The sequence below is a fragment of the Bacillus sp. AFS029637 genome (genome assembly GCF_002584985.1).
GTDB lineage: Bacteria > Bacillota > Bacilli > Bacillales > Bacillaceae_G > Bacillus_A.
The window spans coordinates 34,474-59,081 of sequence record NZ_NUPZ01000032.1; the positions used below are offsets into that span (position 1 = coordinate 34,474).

General features: G+C 35.0%; 28 protein-coding genes, 1 pseudogene and 1 riboswitch. Of the genes and pseudogenes, 19 read left to right on the top strand and 10 right to left on the bottom strand.

The annotated features are described in order from the left end of the window. Nucleotides 1–8 precede the first annotated feature (8 nt). The 3 genes from COE49_RS17055 to COE49_RS17065 all read right to left on the bottom strand — a co-directional run bounded on the left by COE49_RS17055 (nucleotide 9) and on the right by COE49_RS17065 (nucleotide 3,791). Nucleotides 9–1,988, bottom strand: a complete 1,980-nt coding sequence (locus tag COE49_RS17055; RefSeq protein ID WP_098253014.1) for an FtsX-like permease family protein — start codon at nucleotides 1,986–1,988, stop codon at nucleotides 9–11. 91 nt (nucleotides 1,989–2,079) lie between these two features. Next, a complete protein-coding gene (locus COE49_RS17060) occupies nucleotides 2,080–3,093 on the bottom strand; it encodes a sensor histidine kinase (RefSeq protein ID WP_088232882.1) in 1,014 nt (337 codons plus the stop codon). A gap of 2 nt (nucleotides 3,094–3,095) precedes the next feature. Further along, nucleotides 3,096–3,791: a response regulator transcription factor gene (locus tag COE49_RS17065; RefSeq protein ID WP_000276738.1), complete on the bottom strand. Its 696-nt coding sequence runs from the start codon at nucleotides 3,789–3,791 to the stop codon at nucleotides 3,096–3,098. A 208-nt stretch (nucleotides 3,792–3,999) separates the two neighbouring features. On the opposite strand from COE49_RS17065, the gene COE49_RS17070 reads away from it, so the two are divergent. The 4 genes from COE49_RS17070 to COE49_RS17085 all read left to right on the top strand — a co-directional run bounded on the left by COE49_RS17070 (nucleotide 4,000) and on the right by COE49_RS17085 (nucleotide 7,330). Then, nucleotides 4,000–4,272 carry an autorepressor SdpR family transcription factor gene (locus COE49_RS17070; RefSeq protein ID WP_088232881.1) on the top strand — a complete coding sequence of 91 codons (273 nt, stop codon included), beginning with the start codon at nucleotides 4,000–4,002 and terminating at the stop codon, nucleotides 4,270–4,272. Next, the gene (locus COE49_RS17075) at nucleotides 4,269–4,904 is read left to right on the top strand and encodes an SdpI family protein (RefSeq protein ID WP_088232880.1); all 636 of its coding nucleotides are present in this window, start codon (nucleotides 4,269–4,271) and stop codon (nucleotides 4,902–4,904) included. The genes COE49_RS17070 and COE49_RS17075 overlap by 4 nt, the downstream gene beginning before the upstream one ends. 145 nt (nucleotides 4,905–5,049) lie before the next feature. Further along, nucleotides 5,050–5,766, top strand: coding sequence for an ABC transporter ATP-binding protein (locus COE49_RS17080; protein ID WP_088232879.1), 717 nt, complete (start codon nucleotides 5,050–5,052; stop codon nucleotides 5,764–5,766). Next, the gene (locus COE49_RS17085; RefSeq protein ID WP_098858548.1) at nucleotides 5,756–7,330 is read left to right on the top strand and encodes a putative ABC transporter permease subunit; all 1,575 of its coding nucleotides are present in this window, start codon (nucleotides 5,756–5,758) and stop codon (nucleotides 7,328–7,330) included. Before COE49_RS17080 ends, COE49_RS17085 begins: the two co-directional genes overlap by 11 nt. A 65-nt stretch (nucleotides 7,331–7,395) precedes the next feature. On the opposite strand, the gene COE49_RS17090 is transcribed toward COE49_RS17085, so the two are convergent. Then, on the bottom strand, nucleotides 7,396–8,268 hold the full coding sequence (locus tag COE49_RS17090; protein ID WP_098253012.1) for an AraC family transcriptional regulator: 873 nt from the start codon (nucleotides 8,266–8,268) through the stop codon (nucleotides 7,396–7,398). A gap of 305 nt (nucleotides 8,269–8,573) precedes the next feature. Here COE49_RS17090 and COE49_RS17095 point away from each other — a divergent pair, with 305 nt between their 5' ends. Both COE49_RS17095 and COE49_RS17100 read left to right on the top strand, forming a co-directional pair. Continuing rightward, nucleotides 8,574–9,344 (top strand): ABC transporter ATP-binding protein, encoded by a 771-nt coding sequence (locus tag COE49_RS17095; protein ID WP_088232876.1) that lies wholly within the window; start codon nucleotides 8,574–8,576, stop codon nucleotides 9,342–9,344. Continuing rightward, the gene (locus COE49_RS17100; protein ID WP_098253011.1) at nucleotides 9,331–11,280 is read left to right on the top strand and encodes an ABC transporter permease; all 1,950 of its coding nucleotides are present in this window, start codon (nucleotides 9,331–9,333) and stop codon (nucleotides 11,278–11,280) included. The genes COE49_RS17095 and COE49_RS17100 overlap by 14 nt, the downstream gene beginning before the upstream one ends. Nucleotides 11,281–11,374: 94 nt before the next feature. On the opposite strand, the gene COE49_RS17105 is transcribed toward COE49_RS17100, so the two are convergent. Then, a complete protein-coding gene (locus COE49_RS17105) occupies nucleotides 11,375–11,632 on the bottom strand; it encodes a YolD-like family protein (RefSeq protein WP_249278341.1) in 258 nt (85 codons plus the stop codon). A gap of 241 nt (nucleotides 11,633–11,873) precedes the next feature. On the opposite strand from COE49_RS17105, the gene COE49_RS17110 reads away from it, so the two are divergent. Together COE49_RS17110 and COE49_RS17115 are read left to right on the top strand one after the other, a co-directional pair. Next, a complete protein-coding gene (locus tag COE49_RS17110; protein WP_088232874.1) occupies nucleotides 11,874–12,053 on the top strand; it encodes a hypothetical protein in 180 nt (59 codons plus the stop codon). An 88-nt stretch (nucleotides 12,054–12,141) separates the two neighbouring features. Continuing rightward, nucleotides 12,142–12,444, top strand: a pseudogene (locus COE49_RS17115) (SRPBCC family protein); the annotation flags it as partial. Here COE49_RS17115 and COE49_RS17120 read toward each other — a convergent pair. Then, on the bottom strand, nucleotides 12,442–13,401 hold the full coding sequence (locus COE49_RS17120; RefSeq protein WP_098945970.1) for an Rpn family recombination-promoting nuclease/putative transposase: 960 nt from the start codon (nucleotides 13,399–13,401) through the stop codon (nucleotides 12,442–12,444). The pseudogene COE49_RS17115 and the gene COE49_RS17120 overlap by 3 nt on opposite strands. 181 nt (nucleotides 13,402–13,582) lie before the next feature. Between COE49_RS17120 and COE49_RS17125 the strand changes: the two genes are divergently transcribed. Further along, a complete protein-coding gene (locus COE49_RS17125) occupies nucleotides 13,583–14,263 on the top strand; it encodes a DUF7003 family protein (RefSeq protein WP_087966622.1) in 681 nt (226 codons plus the stop codon). Between the two features lie 79 nt (nucleotides 14,264–14,342). Here COE49_RS17125 and COE49_RS17130 read toward each other — a convergent pair whose 3' ends face one another. After that, nucleotides 14,343–15,245 carry a diacylglycerol/lipid kinase family protein gene (locus tag COE49_RS17130; protein ID WP_088232872.1) on the bottom strand — a complete coding sequence of 301 codons (903 nt, stop codon included), beginning with the start codon at nucleotides 15,243–15,245 and terminating at the stop codon, nucleotides 14,343–14,345. Between the two features lie 218 nt (nucleotides 15,246–15,463). Further along, nucleotides 15,464–15,991: a hypoxanthine phosphoribosyltransferase gene (gene hpt, locus COE49_RS17135; RefSeq protein WP_088232871.1), complete on the bottom strand. Its 528-nt coding sequence runs from the start codon at nucleotides 15,989–15,991 to the stop codon at nucleotides 15,464–15,466. A gap of 161 nt (nucleotides 15,992–16,152) precedes the next feature. Here hpt and COE49_RS17140 point away from each other — a divergent pair, with 161 nt between their 5' ends. The 4 genes from COE49_RS17140 (at nucleotide 16,153) to COE49_RS17155 (ending at nucleotide 18,176) form a co-directional block, all read left to right on the top strand. Then, complete coding sequence (locus tag COE49_RS17140) at nucleotides 16,153–16,368, top strand: hypothetical protein (protein ID WP_098253009.1); 216 nt, start codon at nucleotides 16,153–16,155, stop codon at nucleotides 16,366–16,368. Between the two features lie 184 nt (nucleotides 16,369–16,552). Beyond that, entirely contained in the window at nucleotides 16,553–16,885 is a 333-nt protein-coding gene (locus COE49_RS17145) for a hypothetical protein (RefSeq protein WP_088232869.1), read from the top strand. A gap of 176 nt (nucleotides 16,886–17,061) precedes the next feature. Next, nucleotides 17,062–17,466: an LPXTG cell wall anchor domain-containing protein gene (locus COE49_RS17150; protein WP_088232868.1), complete on the top strand. Its 405-nt coding sequence runs from the start codon at nucleotides 17,062–17,064 to the stop codon at nucleotides 17,464–17,466. Between the two features lie 89 nt (nucleotides 17,467–17,555). Continuing rightward, nucleotides 17,556–18,176, top strand: a complete 621-nt coding sequence (locus COE49_RS17155; RefSeq protein ID WP_088232867.1) for a class D sortase — start codon at nucleotides 17,556–17,558, stop codon at nucleotides 18,174–18,176. Between the two features lie 291 nt (nucleotides 18,177–18,467). Here the strand turns inward: COE49_RS17155 and thiT are convergent, their stop codons facing one another. After that, entirely contained in the window at nucleotides 18,468–19,127 is a 660-nt protein-coding gene (gene thiT / locus COE49_RS17160; protein WP_088232864.1) for an energy-coupled thiamine transporter ThiT, read from the bottom strand. Between the two features lie 86 nt (nucleotides 19,128–19,213). Beyond that, a riboswitch (TPP riboswitch) is annotated at nucleotides 19,214–19,315 on the bottom strand. 194 nt (nucleotides 19,316–19,509) lie between these two features. Here thiT and COE49_RS17165 point away from each other — a divergent pair. From COE49_RS17165 to COE49_RS17175, 3 genes are read left to right on the top strand one after another with little or no spacing between them, the layout of a single operon-like run. After that, complete coding sequence (locus COE49_RS17165) at nucleotides 19,510–19,737, top strand: FeoA family protein (protein WP_088232863.1); 228 nt, start codon at nucleotides 19,510–19,512, stop codon at nucleotides 19,735–19,737. Further along, nucleotides 19,734–21,722 (top strand): ferrous iron transport protein B, encoded by a 1,989-nt coding sequence (gene feoB / locus COE49_RS17170; RefSeq protein WP_088232862.1) that lies wholly within the window; start codon nucleotides 19,734–19,736, stop codon nucleotides 21,720–21,722. Before COE49_RS17165 ends, feoB begins: the two co-directional genes overlap by 4 nt. Nucleotides 21,723–21,738: 16 nt before the next feature. Then, entirely contained in the window at nucleotides 21,739–21,906 is a 168-nt protein-coding gene (locus tag COE49_RS17175; RefSeq protein ID WP_000989597.1) for a FeoB-associated Cys-rich membrane protein, read from the top strand. A gap of 36 nt (nucleotides 21,907–21,942) precedes the next feature. Here the strand turns inward: COE49_RS17175 and COE49_RS17180 are convergent, their stop codons facing one another. Then, on the bottom strand, nucleotides 21,943–22,521 hold the full coding sequence (locus COE49_RS17180) for a lipoprotein BA_5634 family protein (protein ID WP_088232861.1): 579 nt from the start codon (nucleotides 22,519–22,521) through the stop codon (nucleotides 21,943–21,945). A gap of 403 nt (nucleotides 22,522–22,924) precedes the next feature. Between COE49_RS17180 and COE49_RS17185 the strand changes: the two genes are divergently transcribed. The 3 genes from COE49_RS17185 to COE49_RS17195 all read left to right on the top strand — a co-directional run bounded on the left by COE49_RS17185 (nucleotide 22,925) and on the right by COE49_RS17195 (nucleotide 24,602). Continuing rightward, nucleotides 22,925–23,590 (top strand): PspA/IM30 family protein, encoded by a 666-nt coding sequence (locus COE49_RS17185; RefSeq protein ID WP_071710946.1) that lies wholly within the window; start codon nucleotides 22,925–22,927, stop codon nucleotides 23,588–23,590. A gap of 79 nt (nucleotides 23,591–23,669) precedes the next feature. Further along, complete coding sequence (locus COE49_RS17190; protein ID WP_088232860.1) at nucleotides 23,670–24,074, top strand: DUF350 domain-containing protein; 405 nt, start codon at nucleotides 23,670–23,672, stop codon at nucleotides 24,072–24,074. A gap of 21 nt (nucleotides 24,075–24,095) precedes the next feature. Next, nucleotides 24,096–24,602 (top strand): DUF4178 domain-containing protein, encoded by a 507-nt coding sequence (locus COE49_RS17195; protein ID WP_088232859.1) that lies wholly within the window; start codon nucleotides 24,096–24,098, stop codon nucleotides 24,600–24,602. The last annotated feature ends 6 nt before the right edge of the window (nucleotides 24,603–24,608 follow it).

The window sequence follows — 24,608 nt, forward strand, 5'->3', positions numbered from 1 at the left end:
AATTTGCTTTAAATATTTTGTCCATTCGTATATTGTGATAACTTTTGCATATAAAGCGAACGAATGAATAAGAAAAAGATGATTTCAACTATGCCAAAAATAATAAGAACGGCTGAAACTTCTTTGAATAATGATAGATCAATTACATCTTGGAGCATTTTTGTCGCAAACATTGTATGAATGGATGCCATAACGTACGGAACAAAAAATAAAATGCTAAGTTGAATGGTCGCAGAACTTCGCATTTCTGCATCGGTTACACCTATTTTAGAAATCGCCACGTATTTTTCTTGCTCGTTCGTTAAATCGGTATACATTCTGAAGTAAAGAACGCTGCCTGCTCCAATAAAGAAAATGACTCCTAGGAATGTCCCGATTAGGAAGTATGCGGCACTACCAGATGTGATTCTATATAATGAGCCTGCTGATTCAAAGTAGCGAATGAGAGACCCTTCGTGCTGAGAATTTTGTCGGTCTTTTTGTATTTTTTGTATAAAATCATCGGCAATTTTATACGTCTGTTCCCAGTTTTGTATTTTGTAATTGTACGCTGATATATGCATTGTTGTATTTGGTAAGTTGTTTATAACAGCGTCAGGTACAACCAACGTTTGATAGGAAAAACTAGATGGAATTGCATTGACAGGTTCATAGCCTTTTACTCGTAATTTCGTATTTGTACTAGAGAGTGTAATGTAATCTCTGTGGTAGCTTTGCTCAAATTCGTTGAATATGGTGATATAAGATGTCCCATTTAAAACATATGCTTCGTTATCATCTATGAATAGTTGTTTCATTCGTAAAGAATCTGCAAGTTTGTTATAGTCACTTTGCTTAATTGCGTATACGTCATTATAAATAGCTATATCTTTATCTTCCTCTAGTGGTGCTTCATATATATCAACTTTTATTTTCTTATAAGAGAAATGTTCTTTTTGTAATTGTTGCTCAAGCCAATTTAAATGCTCTGTAACAAAAGGATTCGCATCATAAGAAAAATAAGAAATTGGGAAGGGGGAGTTTCTCGTAACTTCTAATTTCGTAAATTTCCCGAGCCCATATAAAAACGTAATCATTGTAAAAGCGACAGTAGAGAGCATCGCCACAATAAAAAGCATATTAATATTCGTTCGAATACGGCTTGCTAAATCAGAAATCCAAAGCATATTAATTCGTTTCATATAAAACGTTCTTCTTTTCTTTAAAATATAAATAAGTAAAAAACTAATTTGAGAAAAGAAGAAATACGTCCCAATTGTAACAAGCGTTGGAATCACGAAAATACTTGAAACCATATATATAACGCCTACTTGTGGATTTATTGAAACGAAATATTTAGGGTTCGCTGCTAAAAGATAACCACCTAATAAGCAGATAGCACCAAATAGAGAGACGAATATGGATGGTTTTCTTTCTTTTTGTTTTCCACCATTAACTTTTAAAAGATGTACCGTTTTTTTCGTACGAATTAGCATTGGTGTCAATGAAGATACAGCGATAAAGAGACTAAGAAATACAATCGTTGTTAAAATAAAAGCATTCGTAGGCCAATATAAATATAGTCCTGGTAGATGTGTAATTTTCGCTGTTACTAATAAGAAAAATTGCGAAAAGATAAGACCGAACTGCATACCGAAAAAGATAGATAAAATCCCAATTAACATATTTTCAGTGAAAATGAGTCGATGTAATTGCTTTTTTGATATACCTAAAACGGTTAACACACCAAATTGTTTTTTACGAACTTTTAAAAACGATCCGATTGAATAAAGTAGAAAGAAGAACGAGAACAAGACAATGACAACTTCTGAAAACATCATTAATCCTGAAATTTCAGAGATCATACTGAAATTTTGTAATTTCGGATGAAACAAATAAACAGCGAATGAAAAGAAAACAGCAATTGAAAACGAGCTACTTACGAAATAAGCGAAGTAAGCTCTTGCATTACGTGTTACATTTTTAAATGCAAATTGCCAAAAATTCATATGCTATACCTCCAAGTCGAAAGGATAGCCCTATTTGTATTACAAAAAATGTATGAGAGTAAATTCTCATACATTTCAGGAGTAACTAAGTTCATTCCTCAGTCACCTTCTCTAACGGATTGTTTGCGGCGTTATGGAAGATGATTTTAATCGTCGTTCCTTTACCAACTTCAGAATCTAGTTTGACAGAGTGCCCTAAATAATCACAAATTTTACTTACAATATAAAGGCCCATACCAGTAGATTCTCCGAAGGTACGACCATTTTTCCCTGTGTAAAATGGTTCAAATACTCTTCGAATATCTTCTTGCGGAATACCTACGCCTTCATCACGAACTTCTAAAATAATATCTTTTCCGTTTCGATAAGCTGATAAGAATACCTTCTTCCCGCGCTCACCAGAGTAACGAACAGCATTGGTCATTAACTGATAGATAATGAATTTTAACCATTTCGCATCAGACGCAACTTTTAAATCAGAATGAACTTCTAAAACGGGGAAGACGCCATTACGAATGAATAGTTCTTTTAGACCGTTAATATTTTTTGTTACCGTATCTTTTAATGAAATCGTCTCGACATGGAAATCTTCATGGAAGTTATTTAACCGAGCCATGTATAAAGCCATATCAAGCCCTTGGTTTAGGCGCTCTAATTCCTTCTTGAACTTTGGAATTAAATGTTCATCTTCCATTTCGAGCACCATAAGCTGCATGACAGAAACAGGTGTCTTCATTTGATGCACCCAGTGGTTAATGAATAATTGATGTTCTTGTTGTTTTACTTCATATGATTGTAGTTCTTTTTGGAAGAGACGGTACTGCGTACGTACGAGTTCATTGACACCGTGAGGCATTGGAGCGGTTGCTCTTTCAATAAATGCGTCTTCCATTTTTTCTGGTTGCTCACTTAATCTATGATACATTCTACGATTGCGAACGTAACGATAAGCGAGGAAACAAATGAATAAGTATAAGCTTAAAACTACGAAGTAAAATTTATTATTTTGAAATCCATCTACTGCATCATAGAGAACGAAAATGATACCGAAGTTTAATACGTACAGTAGAAAAAATGCAAAATGATCACGTAAAAATAGCTTCATGCTTATTCACTCCAAGTTGCGTTAAAACGATATCCAAGTCCACGTACTGTTTCAATAGAGTTCTCAATACCAAGCTCATTAAACTTCTTACGAAGACGCGTAATATTTACGTTTAATGTATTTTCTTCCACGAAGCTTTCATCGTCCCAAAGCGCAGCTAATAAATCTTCACGGCTTGCTGTACGCGGGAATTTAGATAATAACATTTCAGCTAAAATTGCCTCTTTCTTCGTTAAAAGAACTTGTTCAGATCCGAAGTGAATTTCAGGGCGTTCTGGGAAGAGTTTTAAGCCTTCTACTTCAACGATACGCTCAGAAATGTTTGGTGCATAATCACCGTAAATACGGCGTAATTGTCCTTTAATTTTCGCCATTACAACGTCATAGTGGAACGGTTTTGTAATGTAATCATCAGCACCGCTTTCAATCGCCATAATTTGTTCCATCTCACCAGCACGCGCGGAAATGAAAATAATTGGACAAGTAGATTCATGACGAATTTGACGGCACCAGTAGAAACCATCGAATTTCGGTAAGTTTACATCCAGTAAAACAAGATGTGGTTTCACAGCGTTAAACGATTCCATAATATCATCGAAATTCTCCGCTACAACAGCTTCATAACCGTACTTTTGAATGTGAGATTGCAGTAATGATGAAATATTTGGATCGTCTTCAACGATTAAAATTTTGTACATATGTATATTCCTCCTAAAAAAACAATTGTAGCTATAGTGTATCATGTGTTTCAAGTCTTTTCATTATGTTGAAAGATAAGCTAGTAAACAGTATAGGTCAAAAGTGTGAAAAGTAAAAAGGGCGCTGGATATGATTGACAAATATTAGTAATCGGTTTAATATTTAGATAAATATCTAAATGTCTAATTAGTGAAAGGGAGAAAGACATTGAATCAAGCATTCAAAGCATTAGCAGATCCAACAAGGCGAAAGATTTTAGACTTATTAAAAGAAGGGGATCTAACCGCTGGTGAAATTGCTGAACATTTCAATATGACAAAACCAAGTATTTCACACCACTTAAACGCACTTAAAAATGCTGAACTTATTCAAGATGAGAAGAAAGGGCAATTTGTTTTGTATTCTTTAAACACGACTGTTTTTCAGGATGTATTGAATTGGGTGTTTACGTTTACGAATAAGGGGGAAGAGGGGAAATGAAAAAACATCTTTTTGCAATTATATTAATTCTTATAACTTGTATCGCATGGGCGTTTGCTTGGCCACATTTGCCGGATACAATCGCGACACATTGGAGTGGTGGTAAGGTAGATGGTTATTCATCTAAACTTTACGGAATGATTTCTATGGTTGGAATTATGATTGTTTTATATATTTTTCTAAACGTGTTACCAAAGATTGATCCAAGGAAAGCAAATTACGAGAAATTTTCTAAAGCTTTTATGATGATGAATAACGGGATACTGCTACTACTATTTGTAGGGAATATAGATATTATTACAAGTGGACTCGGATATAATTTATTCATTAATCGTGTACCGGAATTATTAGTGGGTGTTTTGTTTATAGTAATAGGAAATTATTTACCACAATGCAAGCCTAACTTTTTCGTCGGGATGCGTAATCCTTGGACATTAAGTAATGAAGAAGTATGGAGAAAGACACATCGATTTAGCGGGAAAGTATTTGTGGCTTTGGGACTTATTATGATTATAAGTGTTTTCGCTCCGGCTGATTGGAGATCTTATATGATGCTTGGGATTATAGTAGTTGCTGTCATTATAACGAATTTATATTCTTACGTTTTATATAAAAAAGAAGTACAACTGTGAGCTATATTCGTCAAATTTTATAGTTATAGTTTCTAGGCTTTAAGAGATTTAAATACTCAGTGGAGATAACAAAGGCCACTGAGTAAATTTTTTATCAAAAGGTCTGAAAATTCAGTTAAAAAACAGATGGTTTGGGGGAAATCACATGTTAGAAATTGTGAATTTTAGCAAGACATACAAAGGTGGTAAGAAAGCAGTAGATCATTTAAATATTACTGTGCAAGCAGGAGATATCTTTGGATTTATCGGACATAACGGCGCGGGGAAAAGTACAACAATTAAGTCATTAGTAGGAGTTATCGAGTTTGAAGAGGGTGAAATTTTTGTTGATGGCCATTCAGTAAAAAAGGATCCAATTGCATGTAAGAGAGTAATGGCGTATATTCCTGATAATCCAGATTTGTATGAGCAATTAACAGGAATTCAATATTTGAACTTTGTTGCGGATGTATTTAAAGTGTCTGCGAAGGATCGGGAAGAACAGATACAGAAATATGGGGATGCCTTTGAGATTACACCTTATTTAGGAGACTTAATATCTTCTTATTCACACGGTATGAAACAAAAAGTAGCGATTATATCGGCGGTTTTGCATAAACCGAAATTATTAGTTTTAGATGAACCTTTCGTTGGTCTTGATCCAAAGGCAGCCGTAGTATTGAAAGGTATTATGAAAGAGCTTTGTGAAAAAGGAAGTGCGATTTTCTTTTCTACGCACGTTTTAGATGTAGCTGAGAAGTTATGTAATAAAATAGCGATGATTAATAGAGGGAAATTAGCACTTTCAGGGGAAGTGAATTCTTTAATAAAGGAAGGCTCATTAGAAGAGCTCTTTATGAAGGAGCTTGCTAATGAATACTAATAGTTTAGGTCTTTTGAAAATCCGGTTGATAACGCAGCTCGGTTTAAACACTTTTAAATACGAAAAAGATAAGAAAAAGAGGCAGAATAAAATTTTACTGACAGCATCTATTGCCTTAGTTGGTGTCCTGTTCATGTTATATTGCGGAGCCTCGGCATACGGATTGGTGAAACTAGGAATGAGTGAAATTATTCCAGTCTATGCACTAGTTATTAGCAGTGTATTAACGTTGTTTTTCACTATATTTAAGGCAAATGGAGAAATTTTTGCTTTTAAGGATTACGATCTTTTAATGTCATTACCGATTCGTGTAAGTACGGTTATCGCAAGTAGATTTTTGTATTTATACTTGCTGAATACACTCTTCTCAATCATAATCATGCTACCAATGGGAGTTGTGTATGGCATCTATGAGAATCCATCATTTTCTTTTTACTTTATGTGGTTCATCAGTATGTTTATAGCATCTTTAATTCCAACAACAATAGCAGCGATTTTTGGAGCTGTGATTACGGCAATCGCTTCTAAATTTAAAAATACGAATAAAATAACTACGATTTTAAGTTTTATAGTAATTATTACATTCGGCTTCTTTATGCTAAAAAACGGAAATGCTCAATATAGCCTTACTGATATGAACGGAATTGGTACGATTGTTTCGGAGCAATTAACGAAAGTGTATCCATTAGCTAACATGTTTCAAAAAGCAATTGTTCATGCTGATATTGTAGCTTTCATCCTATTCGTTGGGATATCAGTTATTTGGTATTATCTTTTTATAAAAATACTTTCGTTTAAATATAAGCAAATAAACACAGGAATTTCCACTTATCATATGCTTTCAAATTATAAGATTAATAGTATGAGAAAAGAAAGTGTATTGGTCGCATTGTATAAAAAAGAACTGAAGCGTTTCTTCTCTTCTACAGTGTATGTCATAAATAGTGGAATGGGAGTCGTGCTGGCGATAGCTTTCTCGCTGGCTATAGTTGTAGTAGGGCCAAGTCAATTAATAGCGTATCCTGGAATTGAGTCGATTTTGCAAAAGATTGCGCCATTTACTATTGCAGCAGCGATTTCGATGACATGTACAACATGTGTGTCATTGTCTTTAGAAGGAAAAAATATATGGATTATTAAGTCATTGCCTATAGCGCCAAAGATGATTTATGACAGTAAAATTCTTATGAATCTTTCATTAAGTATACCTGCATCACTTATTAGTGCTGTATTACTAATAATAGGGTTAAAATTAGATGTTTGGAGTTCTTTTTTAATCATAATAACACCGATAACATATTCAGTATTTTCGGCAGTATGGGGGATTTTTATTAATAATCGATTTGGTTATTATGATTGGGTATCAGAAACGCAAGTAGTAAAACAAAGTGTAGGATCATTTGTTGGTATGTTTGGTGGCTTAATTGTGGCTGTTATACCTGCCTTATTAATCGGTACGGCTGCTATCTCGAACTACAGAGTATTTACTTTTTTAGTTGTTATAGTGCTTGCGATTATTACTATTTTCTTGTATAAGAACGAGTCGAGAAGAAGTATAAAATAAGAAGCTGCTTTTCCTTTAAAGAGGAAGAGCAGCTTCTTTATTTTGAAACAGTTTAGCCCTGTATATTACTTTTTCAAAACAGGTACCCATATCTCGCTTTTGAAATTCGGCGAGGATACGTCTTTACTTTCATTCCACAATATTTCCGGTCCTTCTGCTAGTTCATAATTCGAAGAAGGGAACCATTCGGAATAAATACGCCCCCATACATTTTGCAGTGCATCAGGAAATGGACCGACCGCTTCAAATATAGCCCACGTTGAAGCTGCAACTTCCAGTTGTGCGAATTGCTCTGGACAATCCTTTGTTGTGGCTACTCCAATGTAGTGATCAAGTTCGCCTTTTTCCTCCATTCTTCCTTCAGAGAAATTAGTAGAGGCACTAATGATTCCGTTTGGTTCCACATTTGAAAGTGACTTTAATGTTTGAATAGCCCCCGGATCTAAACTTTTCCACATCGAAGCAATTTCTTCATTTACACCGTTAAATACAATCGGTACTCGTTTTGTAATGCCTATAATTCGAAATGGTTCTTTTTCTTCAATTCGATAATTCATTTCATGTCCTCCTTGAATCGATAATTGGAAGGTCATTGGGGAATATGCTTTCAAAGAATGACTACTATTTCGGGCCTCTGAAGGTGTTATGCCGTGTAAGTTTTGAAAGGCACGAGAGAATGAATCTGGTGAGTTGTAGCCATATTTAATAGCGACATCAATGACCTTTACATTGCTGTTTTTTAGTTCAAAGGCAGCGAGAGTAAGACGTCTACAGCGAATATAATCAGATAGTGATATGCCAGCTAGAAATGAAAACATCCTTTTAAAGTGATATTCAGAGCAGAGAGCTAGCCTCGCAACTTCTTTAAAATCAATTTCATCTGTCAGGTTGTCTTCAATATATTGCATTGCTGCATTCATATTTTTAAGTGAATCCATACTATGACCTCCTCTGTACATAGAATAGCAGGAACGAAATAGCCCCATCCGACATTTCGTGCACAACTTTGTAGGTAGTTTTTTCACCTTACAAAAATGTAATGTTCCTGTAAGGAGAATGAATGGATGGTATGTTATCCCAATGTTATAGTAACAAAGTACTTTCATTCATGAGGTTAAATTTTGATGTCTTTACTTATGCGCCTTACATAACTGTCATGTTTGTGTAAGAAACATCGATAGTGGCAAGGGTAGAGAGTGTATATAGTTGAAAATAGAGAATAGAAGAAATGAGGGATGTCGAGATGAAAACAGTGTTAGAAGCAAAAAATATTAAAAAAGTATATGACACAGGTGGAAATAAATTTGAAGCGTTAAAAGGTATTAACTTACAAGTAAAAGAAGGAGAGTTCGTTGGAATTATGGGACCTTCTGGTTCTGGTAAGACGACTCTTTTAAATGTTCTTTCTACAATTGATAATGCGACGGACGGTGAAATTTTAATTGATGGAAAAGATATCGTGAAGATGAATGATGATAAGTTAGCGTTGTTCCGCCGCGATCATTTAGGTTTCATTTTCCAAGATTATAACTTATTAGATACGTTAACGGTGAAAGAGAATATTGCTTTACCACTTGCGTTATCGAAAGTAAAGGCAAATGAGATTGATCGCCGCGTTCTTGAAATCTCGAAGAAGTTCGGTATTGATCATATTTTAAGTCAGTTCCCATATCAAGTATCTGGTGGACAGAAGCAGCGCTGCGCGGCATCGCGTGCAATCGTTACGAATCCGAGTATGATTTTCGGGGACGAGCCAACTGGAGCGCTGGATTCTAAATCTGCAACAGATTTACTTGAAAGTATGAAGTCGTTAAATGAATATGATAACTCAACAATTTTAATGGTAACGCACGATGCATTTGCAGCAAGTTATTGTAAACGAGTTATTTTCATTAAAGATGGTGAGTTATATAAAGAATTGCAACGCGGCGAATTAACACGTAAACAGTTCTTCCAACAAGTCGTTGACGTAATGTCTTCTATTTCTGGAGGTATGGCTGATGACCTTATCTAGCATTGCCCTCCGCAACATACAGCGGAATTTTAAAGACTACTTTGTATATTTTGCATCTATGATTTTTAGTATTGTAATTTATTTTACATTTAAAGCACTGCAGTACAATTCCCAAATGGAAAAAGCAGCGGAAGCTTCTAAAAAAATTAGTGGCGCATTCCAAGTTTCAAGTGTCATGCTTATCATTTTCGTAGCAGTGTTTATTATATATTCAAACGGATTCTTTACACGTAAACGTAAAAAAGAAGTTGGATTATATTCTTTACTAGGTATTCGTAAAAGACAAATTGGTAAAATGCTTTTTTATGAAAATATGTTAATGGGGTTAATGTCTTTAATTATCGGGATTGCGATTGGAAGCGTCCTTTCAAAATTATTCCTTGAGTTATTAGTAAGCATGATGGGACTAAACTTAAATGTTCATTTTGAAGTACCGATGGGTGCAATTATTGATACAGCAATTATTTTCTTTGTGATTATTTTATATACATCACTTCAAGGATATCGTTTAATTTATCGCTTTAAGTTAATTGAACTTTTCCGTGCAGAACGCGAAGGGGAAGCAATGCCAAAGGGATCAGTCGTTATGGCATTAATTTCATTGTTCTTAATCGGTTCAGGTTATTTCTTAGCGTTAATGTATGTGAAGGCACTTAAGTATGCAGACTTTATGGCAGTCGCACTTTACATTTTGCTGGCGACAGTATTAGGTACGTACTTACTATTTATGTTCTTTACAGTATTCGTATTAAAGCGTGCACGAAATAATAAATCGTCGTTTTATAACGGTATGAATATGGTAACAACGTCACAGTTACTATACCGTATTAAAGGAAACGCAAAATCACTTGCAACAATTTCTATTTTAAGTGCGGTAACATTAACAGCTGTTGGTACGTCTGTTACGATGTATTACAACACATTTACGCAATCAAAAGCATTCACGCCGTACAGTTATTCTTATGAGAAAAAAGATGCAGCATTAGATAAGAAAGTAAATGAGATTCTTGCGGAAGAGAAGAAAGATCACCCTGTTAAAAATCAATTTGAAGTTGAGACGGTTCCTGTAAAAGGGAAATTTAAAGGAGATAAAGTTGATTTCATTCTTAATATGAACTATACGATTTCAGAGAAATATCAGTTTATGTCTCAGTCGGAATTTAACAAACTCGCTAAAAAAATCGATGCGGAAACAGTGAATGTAGCTACTGGTGAAGCATTTATATATGATAGTTCGTATATTGAAGGGCATGAGTTTAGTCCTCACTATAAAGGAAATAAAGCGGTATTCCAAATTGGAAACGAAACGAAGCAATTAACGATTCAAGGTGCAAATGATAGTGCCATTACAAATTTAGGTGAACTAGTTGTTGTCGTTTCAGATGAAATGTATGAACAAGCGAAGCAAGCATTTGGAACACGCGTTGTAAAAAATATTGATGTAAAAGATGAAAAAGATAGTAAAGTGTTAACAGAAAAATTAACAAAAGTGATGCCAGCTGGTGAATCAGAAATGGTACCATCGTTTAGAGATTTCTATACTGGTTTCCATATGGGGCTTGAAGGAACAGGATTAATGATGTTTATTGGAATGTTCTTAGGTCTTGTATTCTTATTAGCAACAGGTTCTATCATTTACTTCAAGCAATTAACGGAAGCAAATGCTGACCGTGAGCGTTACGTTGTACTTCGTAAAGTCGGAGTAACGAAACAAGAAATGAAAAAGGCTATCGCAAAACAAGTAAGCTTTATCTTTGCAATCCCGTTAGTAGTCGGAATTCTGCATAGCTTATTTGCACTAAAGGGTTTAGCAAACTTATTACCATTTGAAATTATGATCCCGCTCCTAATTAGTATCGGGGTATACAGTATTATTTATATTGGATATTACTTCATAACAGTTCGTTCGTATTATAAGATTGTGAGTGCGAAGTAATAGGGGATAACCGTAAGAAGCTAAAGAGCCATTTACCTAATTTTTTATGAGGTAAATGGCTTTTTGTTTTTGTATATAAGTGCGACAGACATACTTAACGCGCATCAATTATGTCTATAAGACTAAAAGCATGTTTATGACCAAAGATATCTATGCATATTACAGTACGTTTTAAAGGATGTATTTCCAATACGGTCATGTACATTGTAGGAAAATAACCATTTTTATAATACGTGATCAATACTTCTACTTCTGAAATGAAGGAGCGCAATAAAGTGTCTTCAATTCTTTCTCTATCATCGTATGGTGATACTTCTCGTATGTCTTTCATGTCAGTATATTTTTTAGACATAATATTTACTTATTCTTACTTTTTATAAAAAGATTGCATATATTTACGGATTCATTTACTTAGGTGTTGTATAACAATAGACGTATTGATGGTGGCTTCCATAAAAGTTTTCTTTTATATCTATTATACCAAATAAACAAATGCAAAAGAGGTATTTATATCCAAAACCACTCCCTAATTATTAGTTGAAATAATCGAGTTGTTATTTCATGGTAAAGTATAGAAAAAGGGGGCGGGAGGTATGCTACTTATTGTTAGCCTTATATTAATTGGGATTATGTGTAGTATGAGAATAGTGTCCTTACATATGATAGAACGACAAATAATAGTGGAGCGATATGTATATTGCTCAAAATGTGATGCGAAAATTAGAAGAGGAAACTCTGCTCCTTTTTGTTCGAAGGGTAATTTAATATTTTAAAGAAGATAAAAAGGCCACAACGAACATATTTCAGTTCGTTGTGGCCTTTTTTGAATGAAGAATAATAACAAATTTCTATGTTCCACTGATAATTTCTACAGTTATCTCTATTGAAATTCCAGCGTCACCTGAACAAGTATGGCAATTAATTGGAGGTTTTGATGCACTTCCAGATTGGTTACCATATATCCCTAGCAGTAAAGTAACTGAAGGCGGACGTTTACGTCATTTGGCCAATCCTGATGGTGATGCGATCTTAGAGCGTTTAGAAGCATTTAATGAGAAAGAGCGCTACTACACATATTCAATTATGCAAGCGCCATTCCCTGTGACGAATTATTTATCTACAATCCGTGTTAAAGAAGGTAAAGATGCTAACACATCATTATTATTTATGTTCTAAAATATGTTCAACCTCATGCACACTTAATTTACTTGCCTTAGCAATCGTTTCAATTGGCATACCAAGATCATACATGCTTTTAATCATTTGCATTCTTCCCTGTTGAACGCCTTCTTTTCGACCTTTTTCCATGCCTTTTTCCATGCCCTTTTCCATGCCTCTTTCCATGCCTCTTTCCATGCCTCTTTTCATTCCTTCTTTTTCTGCGTGGGCGAATTTTGCAGCCTCATCCATTAAAACCTTTTCTCTTGCGTCATAGGCTTGTCGGAAAGAGGAATCTTGACTCATACGTTCCCACTTGTTTATTGCTTTTTGTAAAATAGGATCTCGATTCATAGCAATGTCCTCCAATGTTTTAGTTAAGTGCTCATCCTCATTTGCTGAAAGTAATAAAAGCCAACGAGCAAATGGATCCTTCCACGGATTGACTTTTTCTTCATGCCATTGTTCTGTTAACTTTGGAATTTCTACAATGTGTATTTCTATGTCGTCACTCAGGAGTTTTTGTTGTTGTGTATTCCATAATGTGCCCGCTGTATGAAATTCTTTGTGATCTGAAAACATTATGAAGTTCAATAAATTAATGGTGATGGTTTTATGAAGCGAACTGTAGGGCATCCCTTTTTGTAATTGAGATGTGTATAATTTTCCCCAATAATATAAACTGCGTTTCATCATATCGTGATTATTATTAAGTTGTATTTCTACATTTACTTTTGTTCCCGTGTTTAACGTAGCTGAAATGTCTAGAATTGATAACTTATCCTCTTCATATTCCCGGTGTAAATGTGGATCTTCTAGTTGTAGAGAAGCGATAGGCGATTCTAAAGACTCTTGTAACATAGCGTTTAAAAATGTAATTAGGATATCTTCACTACCATTCGTACCAAACAATTGTTTAAATGCAAAATCAATGCGTAAATTAACTAACTGTTGGTTGAACAAAGTTTGTCCTCTCCCTTATATGAAGGTGCTTCTTTCCTTCATTTTACCTAAAAATAACTAGGGCATGCAAATAGACCATTCTGCTATTTTTAAGTAGTATTATTAGAATTTCACAGGCAAGTGTGGCTATGTTATACTCTAGTGAATTTGAAAAGTTTATATAGAGGTGAAGATGATACAGATGCAAAAAGATATTTTGAAACTATTAGATAAAAAGCAAAGTAACTATGAATTTCCTGCCTTTGATAATGAAGATATGGATATTTCGCAAGTGAAATTCTCTCTTTTCTTTAAAGATAATAAAGATTGGTTAATGGTGTTTCAGGTTGTCGGTGTAGGATCATTAGGCATATGTAATGATATTCAAATATATGGTGATGGGGTGGATCATTTAATTGGTGATGATGGCATTTTGCAATTAAATGATGGTGATGATGAATTATTTGATGATGAAGGTGAATTTATACCGGATATTCATAAAGGCATTGTGAAAATTCGGGATCATCATTTTGAATATGAATTTACAGAAGAAGATTATGTGAATCATGGAATAGAAGTACAAACGACAGAGTCTTATCCAACATATTTCATGCGTATGCTTGCTACTTATGAAGAAGCTCGAAAATTAGTATGGTGGGATAAAGAAGAAATTTTAGAAGAGTGCGGTTTAGAAGGTGATTGGGAAGTAGCGTATGAAACGGAAGAGTGGAAACACGTTGAAGAAGAGAAAGTAAGTGAAAATGAATTTTTCCAATCAGTAGCTGCTGCAATAGAGAAGAAAGATCCAAGTGTTATTGTGAATAAGGATTGTAATACGCATTGGAAAAATTGGGTGGAGTTTGATTATGAAAACTCATATTAAAAATGAAAGCGTAGATTAAAATACCTTTCTAATAAAAAAGACGAGCTAACATGTTAAAACTTTAGCTCGTCTTTTTGTATTACACAACCGCAGGATTATAAACCATCGTAAAGTGTCCTTGTAATAATTCAATATGACAAGGCGTATGCAGCGAACTTTCTCCATCTGTATCTACTTCTTTTTCTTCTTCTGTTTCAATATGAATGGATTTCGCTTTTACGTGGAAGATGTCATTTTCATTTGAGTCTTCAAATAGTTTCTTTCCGATATAATCTTTAAATGCTTGAATGCCTGTTGATTTGACTACGAAAATATCAAGTGTTCCGTCGTCACATTTTACGTTCGGAATAAAGGATGGGATACCGCCAAGATATTCACCGTTTCCAACCATAACAAGGACAGCTTCGTCTTCATATACTTGTTCGTCGTAAGTGATTTTTACTGGGAATGTTTCAGCATTTTTGACAGTTCGAATGGTGCTTAAGTAGTAACCGATTTTACCAAGCTTTGCTTTTTCTTCTGCATCAATATTGTTTGATACTTCAGATACGAGTCCAATGCCCCAGAAGTTTAAGAAATGTTGGCCGTTTGCTTTTGCGACATCAACTGGTTTTACATGCCCTTTTGTAATGAGTTTTGCTGCTTCTGCAATATTTTGCGGAACGCCGAGTGTGCGAGAGAAGTCGTTGCAAGTTCCGCCTGGAATGATTGCCAGTGTAGGTCTAGCTTCAAGCGGTGCTAAGCCGTTTGTGCATTCAAATACAGTTCCGTCACCACCAAAGACGATAATTAAATCTACTTTACTAGCAAACTCTTGGCAATATTTTGTTGCATCACCTTGCTTTTTCGTATGAAGGATATGTAGGTTAGGAAAAGCTGCGGCAAGAGGTGGTACGATTTTCGCTAAATTTGTATGTAAGTCACCTTGCCCGGCTTTCGGATTTACGATGAGGAGTACTTTTTCAAATTTTGTCTTTGTCATTTTTCATCTCTCCCTGTAGTTTGTAATAGAAAGAAAGGAGCTGTTCCGGTGTATTTCAGAACAGCCCCTTCCTATTAATAGGGTGCTAAGATTGTCAATTATTGTCGGTAAGTCGATATATTTAAAAAATCGCCGATATAATTTAAGTTACGGTCGATATATGTAAAGAATCGCCGATATAAATTTCATGTACTATCAATTTTTTAAAAGCTAAACAATTACTCTGTTACAACTGAAGCGATAAACGGTAAGTTACGATATTTTTCTGCACAGTCGATACCGTATCCAACGATGAACTCATCTGGAATTTGGAAGCCAACGTATTCAGCTGTTAAATCAACTTTACGACGTTCTGGCTTATCAAGTAACGTACAGAATTTGAGTGCCTTTGGTTTATGCATAAAGAAGTGATCTTTTAAGAAGTGAAGCGTTAAACCAGAATCGATAATATCTTCTACGACAATTACGTTTTTCCCAGTAATGTTTACGTCGATATCTTTTAGTAGTTTCACTTTTCCTGTTGTTTCTGTTTGATTTCCGTAGCTAGATGCAGAGATGAAATCAATTGTTACATCATTTTTAATGTGACGAATTAAATCAGCAGCAAATACGAATGAACCTTTTAATACTGCGATGACTACGATTTCTTCTCCTTCAAAGTCACGCTCGATTTGAAGTGCTAGTTCTTTTACTTTTGTTTGTAATTGTTCTTCAGAAATTAAAGTGTCTTTTATTTCAATATTCATTGGAATCCTCCTACAGTGTAAAACTTGTGAACATTTCGACTGTAAAGGATAGAATAGAAAAAGTCAAAGAGGATAGTAATTTTTCACGAAAACAACGACAAAATCATCTGATGATATGATATACTAATCACAGAAGGAAAACGTTTCCAAAAAGGGTGATTATGATGAAGAAGAAGCAGTACACAAGTGTAACATTTATAAAGGCATTACTTTTAACAATTGTTCTTGGTCTGTTGGCTTATATAATTGATGTACCTGCAATTCGCATTTCACTCATTGGAATGACGCTAGTATTAGGTGCAATTTCCCATGGCATGATGTCGCAGCTGCAAGAAGCTGGACTTGATAATATGAAAAATCATATAGATAAAGAGTGAGAAACCTTCATGTATATATAATGAAGGTTTTTTCTTTTCTTACAAAAATGTAAGGTAGTTGTAAGGCAAATCGATAGTTGCATAGTAGTGTTTTGGATAAACTATGGGTGTAAGGTAAAAGGCAAGCATATTTTAGGTAAATGAAGTTTTAGGCACTCTATATGTGAAGAAGGAGTAGGAGGGCATGGAGAAACGTTGGACAACCTTTTCTTTTTTAGCGACTAGTAACACCGTAATGCTAGCTGGAGAAATGGATTTTTTGCACTTGTTTGATCAAGAAGAAGATCATTCTTCTCCCAAATTTACAATGAAATGGCGTAAATGGAGCGAAAGTTGTAGATTGGAAGAAGAGGCCCCTAACGAAGAGCAAAGAATTATTTTAACAAATCCTATTAAAGCGTGGGTTGTTCAACGTCGCAAGTGTAACGTCAAAAATCACTTCAAGAAAACTGAGCCGAGACAATTAGTTATCGCTCCGGCCCATTCTACTTCTGAATCACGCGAAAGTAACATGTAAATATTGAGACACACACCCGAAAAAACATCGTATAGATTACGATGTTTTTTCTTTTTTTACAATGAAATCTTTAAATGAACTATATTTCATCTGCATCTTATATTTATATCTCTTGTTTATTCTAGTGATACATCCGATGTGAAGTGATGTAAAACGTATAAGAGGAGAAGGATAAAATGAAAAAGAAACTATTACCAATCTGTGCAATGGCACTTTTAACAGTAGGATATTCATCAGTAGCAAGCGCAGATACTGGCACAGTAACAAAGGAAGAAGCGACGCAACTGCAGCAAGATAAAGCTAAAAAAGAAGCCGCGATTAAGGAACAGCAAAAAAATGATGTAGCGAAAAAGCAAGCCGCCCAAGTACAAGAAAAAAGTGATATGGCAAAAAAAGAAGAAGCGATAAAAGCCGAACAAAAAAATGCTACCGCTAAAAAAGAAGTAGCAAAGCCAGTTGTACAAGGTGAAAAATTACCAAACACAGCATCAAATAATGTCGCAATGATGGGTTTAAGTGGCTCTCTTATAGCGATAGGTACATTATTTGGTTGGAATCGTCGTAATAAAGTTAAGGCGTAATTAAAATATTGTCCTATAAAGAATGGGATAATTTCATATATTAAAAATGGTAGGTTATTCCTACCATTTTTTGCATGGAGGGATGAAACATGAAGTTACGCAATTATATCGGTATCATATTGATGGCTATAGGGCTATTCATGGGATCGTATTACACTTTGGAATGGTATAGAGGAAAAAGCTCTGCTCAACAATTAACGACAGAAGAAATAAAGAACCTTGAAAATATACAACATAATCAACTTTCTCATGAAGCGCCTGTAACTTCCCAAGTGCCTTCTTCTCAAACAGAACATAAAGAAGGAGAAAAGGTAGCGATGTTAAATATACCGAAAATAAAGAAGAGGTTTTCTATATATTGGGAAGCGAATGATGTGACTTTGAAAAAAGGAGTTGGTATGTTCGTTAGTGATTTAACGACAACGCCATCTGGAGGAGGACATACTGTACTTAGTGGGCATCGAGATACTGTATTTACAGATTTAGGAGAGTTAAAAGAAAAGGATACCCTTATGTTAGAGTATGATAATAAAAATTACACATATGAAATTCAGAAAATATGGATTACCCGTGCGGATGATCGTACTGTTATTATAAAAAAAGAAGAACCAATATTAACACTGACAACTTGCTATCCATTTGATTATATAGGTGATGCACCAGATAGATATATTATCGAGGCGAAGCTAACTGCTAGTTATTCAAAATAAAATTGTAGTTTCTGAAAGCGGGAGGGGGTAAAGAATACAGGGGATGGTGTGTTATTTTACTTCTATTTACCGAAAAAGGCGTAGACAATATGATCTACGCTTTTTTTGTTTATTTTTATATTATCTTTATCTAATCTTTATTTTTAAAGGGTATAATTTAGTTAGAAAATGAGGTTGTGTAAGGAGTCGATAAACCGTGCATAGCAAGTGGCTAAGTATAATGGTATTTATTTTCTTTTGCGCATTTATTGTATTTTTAATTGATATTACGATATGAAAGAAGAGCGCTAATTAAGCGCTCTTCTTTGATGTATTCATTTGAGAAGCACCGATGCTTTTGAATAAGCGTGGTGAAGTTCTAAATAAAAGGAGTAGTAATACTGTACATAAAGCGAAAGAACCAATCATTGTACTACCGTTTACAATTAATGAATATAGCACAGCAGATTGACCTTTTGGTGCATATTGTCCCCAGAAAATAATACCGGCGATAAAGTGACAGAAGTAGCGAGCGAAACTACCGACAAATGTGGCAAGAATAATGTAAACAAGTGCGTTCTTTTTTTTGTTTTGTTTTGATGCGGGTTTATCTTTACGGCTACCCAAACTGGATTGGTCTTCGTTAGATACTGCAAGTGCTTTTTGAATTGGACGATAGAATAAACCAGCAAATCCGATAAAAGCAAAGGCAATGAAGTATTCAATGAATGCTTGAATAGGTGTTAAAATGTAAGCATCACCTACAACAATTTGTAATAGTCCCCAAATTAAGCCTCCTAAGAAAGCCATTTTGAAGCCCCAGCGGTATGCGATAATAAAAATAGGAATCATTGCAAATGAAATGGAACCACCTGTTGGAAGTTTAAGTGATAGTGGTAAAATGTCGATAATCATGGCGAAGGCTGCAAGAATAGCAGATTCGATCATCGCTTGTAAATTGGTGTTACGCATGTTGTCTCCCCCTAAATCCAAGTTATACAAAAAAGAATAGATATCATAGGAGGATACGAAATACGTAAATAAAAAAGAGGTATGTATTTCGGACGTTTGCACAATCCCTGCGTTAGCATTAACTAACAGGTTCGAAGGGTCGGAACGAAGTGTTCCCTCTCAGCGGCATGGCTCCCCCTGTAATAACGAGATTCTTTATTTGCTATTGTTTATTGTAAGCGAAATGGATGAGAATGGCAAATGAATCTAGTATGACAATTATTGAAATATAATTGTATTGAAATGTTAATAAATATGAAGCAAAAAGGTATAGTCCAAATGAAATAGAGTATGCTATAATTTTCTTGAAAATAATTATCATTCTCTTCTGAGGGGGAAGGTTATGAGTTTAGTAGATATTAAGATTGGTGAGAAAGTGTTAGTAAAAAGTATTCAGTCGTTAGATCAGTTATTAAAAAGAAGACTGGCTGCTTTTGGTCTTTCTGAAGGAAGCGAGCTTCGTATAAAGCAGAAAGCGATGTTTAAAGGTCCTTGTACATTGGAGTGTCGTGGGCAGTTAATTAGTATTCGTCATTGTGACGCGAAAATGATAAAGGTGGAATTAGCGTGAATAAGGTAGCTTTGCTAGGGAATCCGAATACAGGGAAAACATCATTATTTAATGCGCTTACTGGTTCTTATGAGTATGTAGGAAATTGGAGCGGTGTAACAGTAGAAAAAAAGGTTGGTAAATTAAAAGATAAGCAAGGAACATTAATTGATTTACCAGGCGTCTATGATTTAAATCCAGTTTCACGTGATGAAGGTGTCGTTACGAATTTTCTACTAACAGACGAATTTCATCATATGTTAAATATTGTGGATTCTTCGCAATTTGAGCGAAATATGCATTTAACGTTGCAATTACTTGAGTTTGGTAAGCCGGTTTCAATTGGTTTAAATATGGTTGATGTGGCGAAGCAAAGAGGAATTGTTATTGATGTAAAACGATTATCAGAAATATTAGGTGTAACAGTCGTTCCTGTCATCGCAAGAACCGGAAAAGGCTGTGAAGAATTACTTACGACTCTTAAAGAGAATGGCAAAAAAGAGAAAGAACCATTCATTATTTCATATGGTGTACAAATGGATGAAGGAATTGGAGAAGTAATTGCTCTTTTAGAGACAGCGAATTATGAGCATCCGAGATGGTTAGCCCTTCAATTTCTAAGCAATAACGAAGTAGTAGAAAAAGAAATGAAAGCACTACCAATTTATAAGGAACTTGTAGCCGTTCGATCTCGCTTAGAAGGAAAACTTGATTGTACGTTGGAGGAGCACATTTACAAAACTCGTGAAGCGTATATTGAAAAGTTAAAAACAAATGTTATGAAGCATGAGAAAGAAGGGAAAATTCCTTTTTCGGAAAAAATCGATAAGTTAATTACACATAAAATTTTAGGACTTCCAATCTTTTTAGCAGTTATGTTTTTTATTTTTCAGGTTACGTTTACGTGGATTGGGACACCGTTATCTGATATGTTAGATGGCTTTTTTGGTGGGCAGCTTACGGATTGGGTAACGGCTGGACTTACAAGTGTTGGTGCCTCTGATTTTATTCAAGCACTCGTTACAGAAGGTATTATCGCCGGCGTTGGTGCTGTGTTAGTATTCGTGCCACAAATCTTTGCACTATTCTTTTTCATTTCATTATTAGAAGACTCAGGATATATGGCGCGAATTGCAGTTGTTATGGATAGAATTATGGAGTTCTTTGGCTTAAACGGTAAAGCTTTTATTCCGATGATTATCGGTTTTGGATGTAACGTTCCAGGTATTATGGCGGCAAGAACAATTGAACAGGAGAAAGAGCGTTTACTTACAATTTTAGTAACACCATTTATGTCTTGTTCAGCACGTTTACCTGTATATGCATTATTTGCAGGAGTATTCTTCCCTAATAGTCAGGCGACTGTTGTATTTTCTTTATATGTTGCAGGGATTGTTCTGGCATTACTCGTTACAAAAATTATGTCTCTTACGATTTTGAAAGCGGAAAAATCTATTTTCGTAATTGAATTACCTCCTTACCGTGTGCCGCAAGCGAAAACGTTATGGCTGAGCACATGGGAGAAAGGGAAAGGATTTGTTCGTAAAGCTGGTACATTCATTTTCGGTGGTTCTGTTGTCATTTGGTTATTAAACTATGCAGGTCCATCAGGATTTGGTGTTGATATGGGCGACAGTTATTTAGCGATGATTGGTGGATTTATCGCACCATTATTTGCACCGCTCGGCTTTGGAACGTGGCAAGCTGGGGCATCCCTTTTAACAGGATTTTTAGCGAAAGAAGTTGTCGTTTCAACAATGGCGATTATTTATGCGGTGAAAGAAGATGTGCTAGGAAATGTAATGGGGGCACATTATACGGCATTATCAGCGTACGCATTTATGTTCTTTGTTTTATTATATGTTCCATGCTTAGCGACAGTAGCTGTTATTAAACGTGAAACGGGATCAGCGAAATGGACGATTTTCTCTGTCGTTTATCCATTAGTTGTTGCTTATGTATTAACGCTCATTATATACCAAGTTGGATCCTTACTCGGATTCTAGAAGGAGATGTATTAAGGTGATGGTCAATATTATAATTGGAGCTATCATTTTTGGTTATGCAGCATATACGCTAGTGAATTTTGTAAAGAGAAGTAAAAAAGGAAAATGCGCAGCATGTTCTTTAAATAAGTCATGTCAGTCACAAACGTGTAGTCCGGATATGGAGCAAATTGCTCACAAATAGAAAAGAGCTTTGCGATTTCGCAAAGCTTTTTTTCTATTATTTTTTAATTTTTACAAGTTGAGAAGCTTCTACTCCGTTGTAACCAGGGAATTCTTTACTTGGGTCTTTATCGAATTTTAATACACCTACAGATTTTTCATCACCTTTTACATTGCTGTAAGTTGCGTCATCAACAATTGCGTACATATCTGTATATGCGCGGCCACTTCCGATAATTGTGTTGCCTTCATATTTTAATTTCGCACCATCAAGTGTAGTATTTTCAACTTTCTCTTTTGCAAATAATACACCTTGTTCTGTCGTTACAGCGGGTAATTTATCAAGTGGTTTCGTGTTGTCATTTTCATCCACTTTGCTAAGTAACTCTTTTTTTACGAGTTCTTCACCAGTTTTTTTATCCATTACAAGAACTTTTTTACCATCTAATGTTGTCATTTTCATTTTATAGAAGTCTTTTTCTTTCACTTCTTTTTTGTTTTTATCTGTAATTTGCTGAACCTGCTCTTCTGATCCGTACAGTACAAAGCCGTTCGCTTTATCTCCTAATAAAGAACAACCTGATAATGCTCCAAGTGAAATTGCTGCCGCTAATCCGATACCTACTAATTTTTTCATGATGATTTCTCCTTTTTGTCTGTTATATAGAAAATACAATTTTTGTATTAGTACTTACATATGGAGAAGCTTGTTTGCTGCTTCTGGTATTAGTGTATAAGAAATATGGAAACGTAACTATCGAGTTAGCTTACAGTAACATTACAATAATGTAATTTAGAGAAAGTACGTGAAATAAGTTAATTCTAAGGATAAATAATGAGAATATATTAGGAATACAATATTATATATGGAATGTCATATTATATTAGATATATTTTGGAAATAACATGTAAGGACATCTTTGTTTTGTTATAATGAACACATAGGCTGTAAAAATGAATATTCTTTACTGTAAAGGAAGATTTTTACGTTTTCCAAGTAGTGAATTTGAAATATGAGGTATATCATAGGAGGAATTCGGATGTCTGTATTTAAACGATTACGAGATTTAACAATGTCAAATGTGTATTCATTAATTGAAAAAGCGGAAGATCCAGTTAAGATGACGGATCAATATTTACGTGATATGCAAGCGGATGTACAAGAAGCTGAGAAAAGTGTAGCAGCTCAAATCGCACTTGAGAAGAAATTTAAATTATTATTTGAAGAGCAAGAAGCACTTGTGAAAAAACGTGAAGAACAAGCTCATATGGCTGTTCAAGCTAGTAACTTAGACCTTGCGCGCCGTGCACTAGAAGAAAAACAAAACGCAGAGCAAAAGATGAATGAGTATAAAGCAAGCTATGAGCAAAACAAAGCTGCTGCTGATAATCTTCGTGCGAAGTTAGAAGAAATGCGTAAGCAATTAACGGAGCTGAAAAATAAACGTGAAACACTTGTAGCGCGTGTAAATGCAGCGAAAGCACAAAAGAATATTAATCAGGCGATGTCTGGATTTGATTCGAATTCAGCAAAAGCTGGTTTAAGCCGTATGGAAGAGAAAGCTCTTCAATTAGAGGCTGAAGCAGAAGCAAGCGGTGAAGTTTATAAAAAAGAAAAATCATTAGATGATGAATTCGCAAGCTTAAACAAGAATTCTGCTGTTGACGATGAATTAGCTCGTATTATGAAGCAGTATGAGAAATAATATAGAATAGAGACAAATGAACCGACATGTCTAAATACATTCATGTCGGTTTTCTATTACAGTTAGAGGAGGTTTTGCAATGTCGTGGATGAATGTAGTAGCCATGCTTGTATGGACTGGAGCGAGTGCAGCACTTTTATTTGCAATTATGTGGGTTGATTCGATTTTTACAAAATACAATGATTTAAAAGAAATAAAAAATGGGAATACCGCTGTAGCAACTCGTTTCGTCATGAAATTATTTGCGCAAGGTTACATTTTATCTCAATCGATTACGAAAGCAAATGACTTATGGCAGGCGCTTCTTGCTTCAGCAGTTTCTTTCGTCATTTTATTAGTAGTCGAAATGTTTATTGAATTTGTATTAAAGAAAATGGCTGGTCTTGATTTAGAAGAAGGTACGAAAGAAGGCAGTGTTGCGCATGCGATGTTAGCTGGATCCTTACATATTGTTGGGGCACTTATTTTAGGTGCTTGTTTATAAAGAGAAAAGGAGGGGTAGATCATGAGTTTATTTAAACGTATTAAAAATATAATGAAAAGCCCAGAGCCGCCGAAGCCAGAAAAGAGTCTTTTAACGTTAGCTCCTGGCGATATGATTGAAGTTTCGTTAGTCATGTATGAGTTAACGGGGAAAACGAGTATGCATTCTCGCAAGGAAATTGTTTTAACGTTGCAGGACGGGAAAGATATTCGTTATTTAAAAATTGAAGATCGTGAAAATACGTATTACAAATTATATACGCCAATTGATGGTCGTTTAGATTCAATTGATGAAATTCCGACGACAATTGAAATGGATGATATGGAGTACCATATGGAAGAACAATATAACGGACGTGTTGTTGTGATGGGGAAAACACCATTTTCTGCTTCAGAGGAACAGTACGTGTGGGAATTCCAATCTGATAACCGAAAATTATTACGTATTGAATGGCAAAATGGTCGCACAATGATGTATGAGGGAGAAGCAATTATTCCTGCTGATGTACAAATTATAAGAGCAACGTAAGGGGGC